The organism is Albimonas marina (assembly GCF_029223255.1).
Lineage (GTDB): Bacteria > Pseudomonadota > Alphaproteobacteria > Rhodobacterales > Rhodobacteraceae > Albimonas.
Map to the genome: position 1 here is coordinate 205,605 of NZ_JARHUC010000009.1, position 12,007 is coordinate 217,611.

The 12,007-nt window shown below is 71.8% G+C and carries 11 protein-coding genes; 1 reads left to right on the top strand and 10 read right to left on the bottom strand.

All coding sequences use genetic code 11. From position 1 onward, the window contains the following. Positions 1–209: 209 nt before the first annotated feature. From P2H44_RS22160 to P2H44_RS22195, 8 genes are all read right to left on the bottom strand, one after another. Positions 210–1,526: an NAD(P)/FAD-dependent oxidoreductase gene (locus P2H44_RS22160; protein WP_275767168.1), complete on the bottom strand. Its 1,317-nt coding sequence runs from the start codon at positions 1,524–1,526 to the stop codon at positions 210–212. Then, positions 1,523–2,284 (bottom strand): DUF1028 domain-containing protein, encoded by a 762-nt coding sequence (locus P2H44_RS22165; protein ID WP_275767170.1) that lies wholly within the window; start codon positions 2,282–2,284, stop codon positions 1,523–1,525. Before P2H44_RS22165 ends, P2H44_RS22160 begins: the two co-directional genes overlap by 4 nt. After that, entirely contained in the window at positions 2,281–3,678 is a 1,398-nt protein-coding gene (locus tag P2H44_RS22170) for an amidohydrolase family protein (RefSeq protein ID WP_275767172.1), read from the bottom strand. Before P2H44_RS22170 ends, P2H44_RS22165 begins: the two co-directional genes overlap by 4 nt. Continuing rightward, positions 3,675–4,466 (bottom strand): ABC transporter permease, encoded by a 792-nt coding sequence (locus P2H44_RS22175; protein WP_275767174.1) that lies wholly within the window; start codon positions 4,464–4,466, stop codon positions 3,675–3,677. Before P2H44_RS22175 ends, P2H44_RS22170 begins: the two co-directional genes overlap by 4 nt. Further along, positions 4,466–5,299: an ABC transporter permease gene (locus P2H44_RS22180; RefSeq protein ID WP_275767175.1), complete on the bottom strand. Its 834-nt coding sequence runs from the start codon at positions 5,297–5,299 to the stop codon at positions 4,466–4,468. The genes P2H44_RS22175 and P2H44_RS22180 overlap by 1 nt, the downstream gene beginning before the upstream one ends. Positions 5,300–5,468: 169 nt before the next feature. Next, positions 5,469–6,602, bottom strand: coding sequence for an ABC transporter substrate-binding protein (locus P2H44_RS22185; RefSeq protein WP_275767176.1), 1,134 nt, complete (start codon positions 6,600–6,602; stop codon positions 5,469–5,471). Between the two features lie 80 nt (positions 6,603–6,682). Then, entirely contained in the window at positions 6,683–7,753 is a 1,071-nt protein-coding gene (locus tag P2H44_RS22190) for an ABC transporter ATP-binding protein (protein WP_275767178.1), read from the bottom strand. A 117-nt stretch (positions 7,754–7,870) separates the two neighbouring features. Continuing rightward, positions 7,871–8,767 (bottom strand): LysR family transcriptional regulator, encoded by an 897-nt coding sequence (locus tag P2H44_RS22195; RefSeq protein WP_275767179.1) that lies wholly within the window; start codon positions 8,765–8,767, stop codon positions 7,871–7,873. A gap of 103 nt (positions 8,768–8,870) precedes the next feature. On the opposite strand from P2H44_RS22195, the gene P2H44_RS22200 reads away from it, so the two are divergent. Next, positions 8,871–9,809: an N-carbamoyl-D-amino-acid hydrolase gene (locus P2H44_RS22200; protein WP_275767181.1), complete on the top strand. Its 939-nt coding sequence runs from the start codon at positions 8,871–8,873 to the stop codon at positions 9,807–9,809. Positions 9,810–10,081: 272 nt separating this feature from the next. Here the strand turns inward: P2H44_RS22200 and P2H44_RS22205 are convergent, their stop codons facing one another. Together P2H44_RS22205 and P2H44_RS22210 are read right to left on the bottom strand one after the other, a co-directional pair. Beyond that, the gene (locus P2H44_RS22205; RefSeq protein WP_275767183.1) at positions 10,082–11,161 is read right to left on the bottom strand and encodes a P1 family peptidase; all 1,080 of its coding nucleotides are present in this window, start codon (positions 11,159–11,161) and stop codon (positions 10,082–10,084) included. A 78-nt stretch (positions 11,162–11,239) separates the two neighbouring features. After that, positions 11,240–12,001 (bottom strand): GntR family transcriptional regulator, encoded by a 762-nt coding sequence (locus P2H44_RS22210; protein WP_275767185.1) that lies wholly within the window; start codon positions 11,999–12,001, stop codon positions 11,240–11,242. Positions 12,002–12,007 lie beyond the last annotated feature (6 nt).

Consider the following 12,007-nt stretch of genomic DNA (forward strand, 5'->3'; position numbering starts at 1 on the left):
CGCGCGACGGTCCCGCGGCGGGGGGCGGAGGCGGAGGGAGGGGGGCAAGGCGGTTCCGGAGTTCGGTATATTCGGCTCTGAGTTTGAGGCTAACTCCAAGTTTCTCCGCCCGTCAACGCCGCTCTTCGCAGGCGCGAAAAAACCCGCCGGGCGCGGGGCCGGGCGGGCTCTCGTTCGCAGTCGGGGCGGCGGGGCGGAGGCCCCGTCCCTCAGCGTCGCCGCGCGTCGTCGCGGGCGTCCTGCCAGGCGTGCCAGCGGGTCAGCCCGGCGGCGACCCAGGGGGCGAGGGGGCGGAACGGCACCTTGGGGAAGGGCAGGTCGTCGAAGGCGGTCTCCGCCTCCGCCCGCCCCAGGATCCGGCGCGCCAGCTTGTCGGCGAAGTAGAGGCTGCGGGTGACGCCCGAGCCGCAGTAGCCGCCCGCGAACCACACCCCGTCGATGCGCCCCAGGTGGGGGGCGTGATCCTGGGTATAGGCGATGGCCCCGGTCCACAGGTGGGTGAAGCGCACGTCGGCGAGCTGCGGGAACACCCGCGCGGCCGAGGCCCGCACCGCCTTCGCCCGCGCCGCGCGCGAGCCGCGCATCGGCCCCAGCCGCCCCCCGAAGATGAAGCGCTTCCCGTCGGGCGTGGGGCGGAACCACATGAACACGCGCCGGTTCTCGCCGAAGTTCTGGCCCTGGGGGGTCAGGTCGCGGATCAGGTTGGGCGACAGCTCCTCGGTCGCGGCCACCCCGGTCAGCACCGGCACCAGCCGCGGGCCCAGCGGCGCGGTCGCGCCCGGCGCGCCGTAGCCGTTGGTGGCCATCACCACGTCGCGCGCGACCAGCGTGCCGGAGGGCAGGCGCAGCGCGAAGCGCTCCCCGTCGCGGCGCAGGCCGGAGACGGGCGTATTCTCGAACAGCATCGCGCCGGCGGCCTCGGCGCGGGTCGCCAGCGCCTCGACCAGCATCCGGGGCTGGATGCCGCCGTCGCGGGGGTAGAGCACGCCGCCGTGGTAGAAATCCGAGCCGATGTGGTCGCGCTGGCGCGCCTTCGGGATCATCTCGAAGGGCAGGCCGACGGCTTTCGACAGGCGCTCGCATTCCCGCGCCGTCGCCTCGTAGCTGGCGGCCGTGGGGGCGCCGCGGAAGCGGCCGGGCAGGGTGAAGGCGCAGTCGATGCCCTCGGCCTCGACGAAGGCCTCGAAATGGTCGAGCGCCAGCATCCCCTCGCGCATGATCGCGCCGGCCTTCGCCTCGCCGTAGGCCGAGGTCAGGCCCGCCATGCCCAGCTTGTGGAAGCTCGGCCCCACCATGCCGCCGTTGCGCGAGCTCGCCCCATGGCCGACGTCGCGCGCCTCGAGCACGGCGACCGAGCGGCCGGCGCGGGCGAGCTCCAGCGCCGTGCGCAGCCCGGTGAAGCCGGAGCCGACCACGGCCACGTCGACCTCCGCCGGCATCTCGTGCGCGTGGGGGACGTAGGGCGCCCGGCCGTGGCGCCAGTAGTTCTCGCCCTCGCCGAGGTCGATGGGGCCGGGCGCGCTCATTCGGTGAAGGACCAGGCCTGGCGGCGCCGTTCGGCGGGGAAGCGCTCGACCAGGTCCTGGTCGCGGATGCGCGCGACCGAGGCGTCGAACAGCTGGCGGTTCACCGGCACCCCGTCGGGGGCGAGCGCCACGCGGCGCAGCATCTCCCCGCGCCCGCCCCAGGCCTCGTGCAGTCGGCGCAGCTGGTGGACCGCGTCGCCGTCGGCGATGTCCACGCGCAGGTCGCACAGGTCGATCTCGTGCGGGCCGGTGACGCGCAGGGCGGCGGACAGCAGCCGGTCGCCGACCTCCCCGCCCGCGTCGCGCCCGGCCTCGAGCGCGTCCATCAGCCGGTCGGCGAGGGGCGCCTCGGGATGGGCGGCGAAGGCCGCGGCCATGGCGGCGGGCACGTCGGGATTGTCCAGGATGTTGCCCAGCGCCAGCCCGTCGGGGACGACGGCATGGGCGTAGATCGAATACATCTGCCGCCCGTGGTGGACCGCGACCCGCCCCTGCGCGTCGATCACGCCGACCTGGCGCCACTCGATGTCGGGGGTCGAGTGGCAGATCGCCGACAGGGTGGTCTCGGCGTCCGCGCCCTCGGCCAGCTTGCGCACGCCCAGGTCGCGCAGGCGCGGGTCGGTGCGGTGCTGGCTGAGCACGCCCCCCTTGCCGTGCAGCAGCCCCACGCAGCGAGAGCCCACCGCGAGGTCCGAGGTGGTGATCGCGGCGCCGTAGGCGCCGGTGCGCGCGCAGCGGGCGACGATGGAGAAGGTCATGCGGAAGCTCCGGAAGGCAGGGCGTCGAACCGGGGCAGGGGGGCGTCGTGGCCCTCCGCCTCGAACTTGGCCCACATGGAACGGGTGGCGGCCTGGGCGGCCTCGACGGCGGCGGGCTCGTCGATGGTGGTCAGGCGACGGTCGCGCATCAGGAAGCGGCCGTCGACCATCGTGTCGGTCACCAGCCCCGGGTGCCCGTAATGCACGAGGTTCGAGATCGCCGAGACGGTGGGCGCCATCGTCGCCTGGGTGAGGTCGATCATCGCCAGGTCGGCCTTCGCCCCCACGGCGATGCGCCCCAGGTCCGGCCGGTCGAGCGCCTTCGCGGCGTTGACGGTCGCGTAGTCGAAGACCCGACCCGGCGAGGGCCGGACCGAGCGTCCCCAGGCCCCGCGATGCAGGACCAGCGCGGTCTTCATCGACTGGAACATGTCCTCGGTCATGTTGTCGGAGCCGAGCGCGATGTTGATCCCCGCCTCCTGGATCGCCTTCACCGGCGCCGGGTGGGGGCCCTTGGCGGACATCGAGGCGGGGGAGTGGATGAAATGCACCCCGCGCTCGGCCAGGGTCGCCACGTCGCTCTCGGTGCAGAAGGTCCAGTGGACGGCGAGCAGGTCGTCGTCGAGGAAGCCGTTGCGCTCCAGATACTCGGTCGAGGTGCAGCCGTGCAGCGCCTCGACCTGGGTCTTCTCGGAGATGATTTGCGACAGGTGGATCGTCCGGCGGAGGCCATGGCGATGCGCCAGCTTCGTGACCTCGCCCAGCATCCAGGGCGAGCAGTTGTCGGGCCCGTGGGCCGCGGCCATCACGCGGACGCGGTCGTTCTCGGATCCGTGGAAGCGCTCGATCAGCGCCTCGGTGCGATCGAGGAAGGTCTGCCCGAAGTCGCGGTCGAAGCGGTAGGTCCCCTTGCCCACCTCTGTCGTCACCGCGTCGGCGCAGCTCTCGGCCAGCCACAGGCGCAGGCCGCTGTCGGCCATGGCGGGGGCGTAGTCGGCGACGTGGCGCAGCGGGTCGACCAGCGTGGTGGTCCCCGAGCGGATCGCCTCGGCGCAGGCGAGGCGCGCGATGGCGGCCCGCTCGTCGGGCGTCAGCAGGTAGGAGACGGGGACCATGTACTGGTAGACGAGGTTGCCCTCGATGTCCTCGATGGTCCCGCGCAGCGCCAGCAGCACGGCGTGCGTGTGGCTGTTGATCAGGCCCGGCAGGATCAGGCGTCCGGCCATGTCCACCGGCTCGAAATCCGCGAAGTCGGAGCCGGCCGGCCCCTCCTCCAGCACCGCGACGATGCGGTCGCCGTCGATGGCGAGCGCGGCGGGGGCGATGCGGGGACCGTCGGTCCCGGGCTCGCCCGGAAGGGCGCAGGCGGCGCCGGTCAGCAGCAGGCGGCTCACGTGCGGCGCATCCCGGAGATGACAGCCACCACGAGGCTGATCACCACGAGGATGGTGGCGACGGCCGCGATGGTGGGGTCGATGTTGTCCTGGATGCCCTCCCAGATCAGCTTGGGCAGGGTCTCGACCCGGCGCACGGTGATGAAGAGGACGCCGACGATCTCGTCGAAGCTGACGATGAAGGCGAAGACCGCGCCGGTGATCATGCCGGGCCGCGCGGCCGGCACCACCACCTCGCGCACCGTCCGCCAGACCGAGGCGCCCAAGCTGCGCGCCGCCTGCGGCAGCTTGGGGTCGAGGTTCGCCAGCGCCGCGAAGACCGAGATCGAGACGTAAGGCAGCGCCAGCAGCGTGTGCGCCAGGATCACCCCGGTCCAGGTGTCGATCAGGCCCAGCGTCACCCAGAAGCGGTAGAAGCCCAAGCTCTGCACCACCGGCGGCACCAGGATCGGCACGATCAGCACCCAGCGCGCGATGGTCGCCGCGCGCCCGCCCAGGAACCACACCCCGATCGAGAAGGCGGTGCCCAGCACGGTCGCGAAGAAGGCCACCGCCAGCCCCACCAGGATCGAGGCGAGCGTCCCCCCCAGCCAGCGGGACGAGGCGAAATAGGCCTCGTAGTGCTGGAGGCTCAGCCCCTCCTTCGGCAGGCCGATGTAGGAGGTGTCGGTCAGCGACACCGGGATCACCACCAGGATCGGCAGGGCGAGGAAGGCGGCCACCAGCCAGCCGCCCGTCGACATGGCGATGCGGAAGGGCGTGGTCTGCGCGGTTTCGGGGGCGCTCATCAGCTCCGCTCCAGCAGGGCGTTCTTGAGGTTCAGGAACCGCGCCGCGATCACCAGCACCAGCGCGGTGGCCACCAGCAGCGCGACCGACAGCGCCGAGCCCAGCCCCCAGTTCAGGAACTCCTGGATCTGGTAGGTGATGTACTCGGAGACCATCAGCACCCGGCCTCCGCCCAGCAGCGCGGGCGTGATGTAGAAGCCGAGCGACAGCACGAAGACCAGCAGCGCGGCCGAGCCGATGCCGGGCAGCGTCTGGGGCAGGTAGACCAGGCGGAAGGCGGTGAACTCGCCCGCCCCCAGCCCCCGCGCGGCGTCGGTGTAGGAGGAGGAGATGCCGCGCATGTTCGCCAGCAGCGGCAGCACCGCGAAGGGCAGCATCACGTGCACCATCGCCAGCACCACGCCGAATTCGTTGTGCATCAGGCGCAGGGGCTTCTCGATGATCCCCCAGTCGCGCAGCGTGTCGTTGACCAGGCCCGAGCGGCCCAGCAGCACGATCCACGAGAAGCTGCGGATCAGCACCGAGACCCAGAACGGCAGCAGCACCAGCGCGATCAGCAGGGGCTTGGCGCGCCGGATCACGTTGGCAATCGCATAGGCGCAGATGTAGCCCAGGATCACGCAGAACACCGTGGTCAGCGCCGCCACCCGGAAGGTGATGATGAAGGAGGTGGTCACGGCCGAGGACTCGGCCGCCTTCACGTAGTTGCCCAGGCCCAGCTCCGGCTCGGTCACCGAGATCTGCCAGATGCTGACCAGCGGCCAGATGTAGAAGATCACCATCACCGCCAGCGCGGGCAGCGCCAGAAGCCAGTATCGGGCCTTGTCGGTCATCGTCGTCGCTCGGTCCGGGTCCGGGGCCTCGACGCGCGGCCGGGGCCGCGGCGGAGGCGCGAAGGGGCGGGGAGGCGCGCGCGGCGGCGGCCGGGCGCCTCCCGGTCGTGTCGGGAGGGGCCGTTCCCCGGACCGCGCGGGCCCGGGGACGGCGAGGTCGCGCGCCCGATCAGTTGATCAGGGCGTTGACGTACTTCTCCTCGGCCGCGACCTGGTTCGCGGCGTACCACTCGTCGTTGTAGAGGATCTGGGTGGCCACGTTCTCGGGCGAGGTCGGGTTCCACTTGGCCATCGACTCGGGCACCAGCGGCGCCGCGGCGGGGTTGATCGGCGCGGAGCCGATCAGCTCGAACCACTTCACCTGCAGCGCGGGATCCTGGGCGAAGGCGATGAACTTCATCGCCTCGTCGGCGCCGGCGGGGTTGTTCTTGGGAACGACCCAGGTGCCCGGCGACATCACGCCCCCGTCGAAGGAGACGGCGAAGGTGCCCTCGTCCATCTCGTCCTTCAGCAGGTGCGCGCGGGTCGACCAGATGTTGCCCATCACCACCTCCTCCTGGAGGAACAGGTTCTGGGACTCGGAGCCGGAGCCCCACACGATCACGTTCTCGCGGATCTTGCGGAACTGGTCGATGGCCGCGTCGATGCCGTCCTCGGTCGACAGGACCTCGTAGACCTGATCCAGCGGCACGCCCTGGGCCATGGTGGCGCATTCCAGCATGCCGCGCACGGCCTTGCGGAAGGTGCGCATGCCGGGGAAGTTCTTGGTGTCGAACACGTCCGCCCAGCTGGTCGGGACCCCGCCCTCGGAGAGCTTGGGGTTGTAGGCCAGCACGTAGGAATAGACGTAGTTGCCCGCGCCGAACTCCCAGTCGGTGCCTTTCATCAGCTTCGAGCGGTCGACGATGTCGTAGTTGATCGGCGCGGTCATGCCGGCCTCGCCCAGGATGATCGCCGAGCCGGGGCCCGAGTCGCACACGTCCCAGACCACCGCGCCGCTCTCGACCATGGCGCGGATGCGGCCGGCCGAGGGGCCGGAACCGTCGATGACGACGTCGATGCCGGTGGCTTCCTTGTAGGTGTCGCCCAGCACTTCCTTGATGATGTCGGCGGCCTTGCCGCCCCAGTTCACCACCACCAGCTCGGAGGGGGCGGCCTTGGCCTTGCCGCCCATGCCGACCATCGGGATCACGCCCAGCGCGCCCATGGCCATCAGGAAGCCGCGCTTGGTGATGCGGCCTTCGCGCAGCTTGTGCGCGGCGATCTCGGCGAGGTCGCGCTTGAAGTCGTTGTCGTGGGACATGGGTCGCTCCTTGTCGGTCATGCCGGGTCGGACTTGGATCGGCTTCTGACGGCCGTTGGATCGGGGCTCGCGGGGGCCGGTCAGGCCTCCTCGAGGAACACGCAGGCGTCGCGCTCCCAGCGGAGCGTGACGGGCAGGCCGGGCTCGGGGTGGATCTCGGCCTTCCAGGTGGGGCGGGAGACCAGCAGCGGGCCCAGCCCCTCGGTCTCGACGATCAGCTGCGCCCGCTCGCCCAGGTACGAGACCTGGGAGATGCGGCCCGGCACGCCGGCCTGGCCCGCGGGGCCCAGCGCGATGCGCTCGGGCCGCAGGGCCACTCGGGCGGCGGCGCCGACGGGGGGCGGGGCGGGGGAGGCGATCTCGATCTCGACCCCGCCCATGTCGCAGCGCGCCGCGCCCGCGTCATGGCCCGCCACGGTCACGTTCAGGAAGTTCGACTTGCCCAGGAAGTTCGCCACGAACCCGGTGCGCGGCCGGTCGTAGAGCGCCTCGGGCGCGCCCTCCTGCTGGATCCGGCCGCCGGAGAGGATGACGATGCGGTCGGACATCGACAGCGCCTCCTCCTGGTCGTGGGTGACGTAGATGAAGGTCACGCCCAGCTTCTCGTGCAGGGCCTTGAGCTCCCACTGCAGGTCGGCGCGCAGCTTCTTGTCGAGCGCCGAGAGCGGCTCGTCGAGCAGCAGCACCTGGGGGTGGAAGCTCAGCGCGCGGGCCAGCGCCACGCGCTGCTGCTGGCCGCCCGACAGCTGCTGGGGCATGCGGTCGGCGTAGGCGCCCATCTGGACGAGGTCCAGGCACTCCGCCACCCGGGCCGCGATCTCGGCCTTGGACTTGCCGCGGACCTTCAGGGGGAAGCCGACGTTCTGCGCCACGGTCATGGTCGGGAACAGGGCGTAGCCCTGGAACACCATGCCGAAGCCGCGCTTCTCGGGCGGCAGGCGGGTGATGTCGGCGCCGCGCATCGAGACCGTGCCCGAGGTCAGCTGCGTGAAGCCCGCCACCGCCGTCAGAAGCGTCGTCTTGCCCGAGCCCGAGGGCCCCAGCAGCGTCAGGAATTCGCCTTCCGCCACGTCGAGGTCGACGTCGTCGAGCGCGTGCGTCTCGCCGTAACGCTTCACCGCCTTGCGGATAGAGAGGATCACGTCGGTCATGAGGCTCCGGTCCGGCCAACGAGGATCGGGCGCGTCGGAGCGCGCCGTCAGGTTCAGACCAACACGCCGACGGCATCATTCGGAAATAAAAAAGCGACCCGCTTCGATAGGTGCAGGTTATATCCGGTCGGCCGCCGCCACGTAGTCCGCGAAGTGGCGCTGGAACAGCAGCGCGAGGTTGGGCGTGGGGAACAGGGTCGAGGTCAGGGCGTAGACCTGCAGCGCGATGTCGGGCGTGGTCGGGCGCGCGACCACGCCCGTCGGCAGCCCGCCGATCAGGGCGAAGTCGTCGACCAGCGCCGCCCCCAGCCCCCCCGCCACCAGGTCGAGCGCGGTGGAGGTGTGGCGCACCTCGCAGAAATGCCGCCGCTCCAGCCCCTCGGCCATGAACACCGCGTCGATCGAGCGGCCGAGCGGCGTGTCCGCGGCGTAGGAGATGTGGGGGACGTGGTTGAGGTCGGTGATGCGGACCCGGTCCGACAGCGCCAGCTCATGCCCCTTGGGCAGGGCGCAGACCAGCCGCCCCTCGGCCACCGGCTGGATCGACAGGCCCACCTGCCGCGGCCGGGTGATCGAGAAGCCCAGGTCCGCCTCGCCCGACAGCAGGCGGGCCGCGATCTCGTCCACCGTGCCCACCTCGAAGCTGATCCGCGCGCGGGAACGGCCCTTGAGGAACGCGCTCAGCGCCTGCGGCACGATCCCGTGGCCCAGCGAGGGCGTGGCGATGATCGACAGCCGCCCCGCCACGCCGCCCCGCAGGTCCTCGACCATCGAGGAGATGCGCTTCTGCTGGCGGAACAGGTGGCGCGCCTCGTCGGCGATGTGCAGCGCCTCGCGCGTCGGGGTCAGGCGGCCGCGCTCGCGCAGGAACAGGGGGAAGCCGATCTGGTCCTCGGTGTGGCGGATCATGTTCGACACCGCCGGTTGGCTGATGCCCAGCGCGTCGGCGGCCCGCGCGGTCGTGCCCATCTCGATGACGGCGCAGAGGATTTCGAGGTTGCGGGCCTTGAGCATGGCGGTCTTATAATCCTGACTTATTCCCTCCCCCACATTCCTGATTTCTGGCTGATGCTCAAGGGCGCTATGCGTGGACGCCGAGCCGACAGAAGGACCGCCCATGAGCCGCAAGGAAGTCTTCGCCGTCGCCCAGATGGGGCCCGTCCACCTCGCCGACGAGCGCCCGGCGGTGATCGCCCGCCTGATCGAGATGCTGCGCGAGGCGCATGCCCGCGGCGCGCGCTGGGTCACCTTCCCCGAGCTGGCGCTGACCACCTTCTTCCCGCGCTACGTCTACGACGACCCCGCCGAATACGACCGCTTCTACGAGGAGGGGCTGCCCTCGCCGGCCATGGTCCCGCTGTTCGAGGCGGCGAAGGACCTGGGCGTGGGCTTCTACCTGGGCTACGCCGAGAAGGTGGTGGAGGAGGGCGTCACGCGCCGCTTCAACACCTCCGTCCTCGTGGGCCCCGACGGGGCGATCCTGGGGAAATACCGCAAGATCCACCTGCCCGGCACCAAGGATCCCATCGGCGACCTGGAGTTCGAGCATCTCGAGAAGCGGTATTTCGAGGTCGGGAACCTGGGCTTCCCAACCTTCGCAACCCCCTCGGGCCGCTTCGGCATGTGCATCTGCAACGACCGCCGCTGGCCGGAGACCTTCCGCACCATGGCGCTGCGCGGGGCGGAGGTGTTCATGCTGGGCTACAACACGCCCACCCGGAACATCCACCACCCCGAGCCGGCGCACCTGCGCGAGTTCCACAACCGCCTGTCGCTGGAATCGGCCGCCTACCAGAACGGCGCGTGGGTGATGGCGGCGGCGAAATGCGGGGCCGAGGACGGCTTCGCCATGATCGGCGGCAGCGCCATCGTGGCCCCCACCGGCGAGACGGCGGCGATGTGCATGTCCGAGGAGGACGAGGTCATCACCTTCGCCTGCGACCTGGACCTCGGCGCCTACATCCGCCGCTCGGTCTTCGACTTCGCCCGCCACCGCCGGCCCGAGCACTACGGCCCGATCACCGCGCAGGTGGGCGTCGAGATCCCGAAGGACTGACCCCGGCCGCCCCCGCGACGATATCCTCCGGCGTCCGGCGTCCGGCGTCCGGCGTCCGGCGGCGACCGCCCCCGTCGATCGCGCGGCGCCCCGCGGGCGCGTCCCGGGCTTGACCCGGGACCTCCTCCGCCGCCACAGGACGCGGCCCCGGGTCAAGCCCGGGGCGCCCCCTCGCCGCGGCCGAGCCGCCCGACCTCCGCGCTGGGACCTGGCGGCGGGGCGCGGCGGCGCCCCGGCGGAAGGCCCGGGCAGAGCGCCGGCGCCCGGCCGCCTCAGCCCCTCAGCCGTCCCGCCCGGCCCATGATCTCGACCAGCCGGTCGAGGTCGATGGCCCGGCAGGTCTTGCCGGCGGGCTTGACGGTGGGCGCGTCCTCGCCCGCGGTCAGGGCGTTCAGCACCGCCTCCTCCACCGCCTCGACGGCGGCGAGGTAGAGCGGGTCCATCAGCCCGCCGTTCAGCTCGCGCCGCGTGCGCACCGGGCCGGCGTGCAGCGGCATCGGCCCCGGATCGGCCACCGTGAAGGCCAGGAACACGTCGCCCGAGCTGTCGCCCCCCGGCGAGCCGCCGCGCCCCACCCCCAGCGCCGCCCGCTTCGCCATCTGCCGCAGGCCCAGCCCCGACAGCGGCGCATCGGTCGCCAGCACCACGATGATCGAGCCGCTCTCGCGATCCTTCAGCCGGCCCTCCGTCATCTCCCGCCCCACGGGGACGCCCAGCACCGTCAGCCAGGGGCGCAGGCCGTGGTTGGCCTGCACGAAGGCGCCGACGGTGTACGTCTCGCCCCCCGCCTCGACGAGGCGCGAGGCGGTGCCCGAGCCGCCCTTGAACTCGTAGGCGATCATCCCCGCCCCGCCCCCGACCGAGCCCTCGGCGACCGGGCCGCCGGCCGCGCGCTCCAGCGCCGCGCGGGCGTGTTCGGGCGTCACCGCCTGGGCGTTGATGTCGGAGAGGACGCCGTCGTAGGTCTCGGCCACCACGGGCATCGCCCAGGCGTGCTCGGTCGCGAAATAGTCCGAATAGGCGTCGATCATCCAGCGGGTCGCGGCGTGGTGGACCATGCCGACGGAGTGGGTGTTGGTGATCATCACCGGCCCGAAGAACCAGCCGGCGTCATCGATCCAGTGGCTGCCGGTCATCTCGCCGTTGCCGTTCAGATCGAAGCGCCCCGCCCAGACCGGTTGGGGGTCGCCCTCGTCCTGCCGCGGCAGGATCGCGGTGACCCCGGTGCGCAGGTTGCGGGCGGGGTCGATGATCGTCTCGTATCCCACGCGCACGCCGGGCACGTCGGTGATGGCGTTGAAGCGCCCCGGCGTTCCGGGAACGTCGAGGCCGAGGTCGCGGGCGCGGGGCATGGGCGGCTCCTGGTCAGGCGGCGGCGAGGCGCCTCCGGCTTAGCCCACCCGGCGGCGGTCGAGAAGCGTCCCCCGCGGTCAGCCAGGCGGCGAGAGCAGAGCCTCCATCTCGGAGGGGGAGTCGGAGGGCAGGAAGATCTCGGGATGCGTCTCGCGCATGAAGTCGAGGACCTCGCCCAGGTCGTCGAGGTGGCTGCGCATCAGGCGATGGGCGAGCGCCTCGTCCCGGGCCTGCAGGGCGGCGTGGATCGCGCGATGCTCCTGCTCGACCTCGCCCGAGATGTCGCCGGCGGTGTAGGAGAACCGCCGCACCCGGTCCAGCTGGCCCGCCGCCACCTGCACCACCCGCCAGATGTCGGGAAAGCCCGCGACCGTGCAGATCAGCCGGTGGAAGGCCATGTCCACGCTCAGCGAGCGGTCGTGGTCCCCGCGCCGCCGCGCCTCGGCCTGCATGAACATCAGGAGCTCGAAGTCCGCGTCGTGGGCGCCGTCGTAGGCGCGCGCGGCGAGGCGCACCATGCGCAGCTCGAGGCTCGATCGCACCAGGTGCCCCTCGATCACCTGGTGGAGCGAGATCTTGCGCACGAAGGTGCCCTCGCTCGGCACGATGTCGATCAGCCCCTCCTGCGCGAGGCGCAGCACCGCCTCGCGCATCGGCGTGCGCGAGAAGCCGAGCTCGGCGCAGATCTCCTTCTCGGGCAGGGCCGAGCCGGGCGCCAGGCGCATGGTGATGATCGCCTGGCGCAGGTGGTCGTAGGCCTGGTCCGCCTTGGCGCGGCCGCGGCCCCGGGCGGTCTCGCCCGGGCCGGTCGCCAGCAGCGCCATCACCGCATCGCTCAAGGTCGC